Raw genomic sequence first — 880 nt, 5'->3', positions numbered from 1 at the left:
GACAAACGAGGGTATATTGAAAGTACACACTTACCCTTACTCGAAAGAGTCAATATTTCCTCTGAAAACTGGTTAAAACTCACCACACAATTTACACGCGTATTTCACGGCGCAGTAGGCAGGCCGACCTCACAAGCAAGTTATTGTGAAAACTTAAGCAGAAAACGGCGAGCTAATATAAGTAATTGTGAAAAGCTATTAGCATAAACCTTAAATTACTCAGTAGAAAAGTTAAAACTGCATCATGCAGTCATTTTCATGCGTGTAATTTAGGTTTAAGAGTGATGATTGCTGATTTACTGGATGAAATAAAATTAACGTAGTCGTAAAGCACTAATCATTGACCTAAAAAGTAAATCTAATAATACAGCTTTGCTTGTTAAATTAGAGTGAGTGTCGAGTTTAGTTGTTCGAGTTTAGTTGTTCTTCTTGTTAAATTAGAGTGGGTGTCGAGTTTAGTTGTTCTTGTGTTAAATTAGAGTGGGTGTCGAGTTTAGTTGTTCTTGGAAATCTTAAAATCGGCTAACTGCTCTCGTTAGCCGATGCACTTGGCAATGCGTTGGGGAACTCTATAGTAAGTCACCATATTGAATCGGCAGCACGCCAGAGATATATCAGTGAGACAGGCCAAAAGCTCAGTGCGAATGCGCAAGCTAAAGTTGGCCTACAAGCGGCTAAAAACCTGAATCAAACCTTGGCTGACGCGCAAACAAGCATCAATGCCGCAACACAAAGTACCTTGGATAAGACCCTGAGGGTCACCCATTAGAAAGTTCCGGTCAAGCAGGCAGCTGTGTTTTCTTGATCTCTTTATTCAAAAATCAAGTGTTCTTATTATTTAGACTCAATTTAAATATGACTACGCACCTAGTAATGACGT

Annotated in this window: 1 pseudogene; it reads left to right on the top strand. The window is 39.1% G+C overall.

Annotated features, from left to right (window positions below):
• Nucleotides 1-207 (top strand): annotated as a pseudogene (locus H5119_RS20355) (hypothetical protein); the annotation flags it as partial.
• Nucleotides 208-880: the final 673 nt, after the last annotated feature.

This window comes from Pseudoalteromonas sp. SG45-5 (assembly GCF_014164085.1).
In the GTDB taxonomy this organism is placed as follows: Bacteria; Pseudomonadota; Gammaproteobacteria; order Enterobacterales; family Alteromonadaceae; genus Pseudoalteromonas; species Pseudoalteromonas aliena.
Note: the sequence above shows the minus strand (reverse complement) of the source record. Positions and strands in the feature narration are given on the sequence as shown.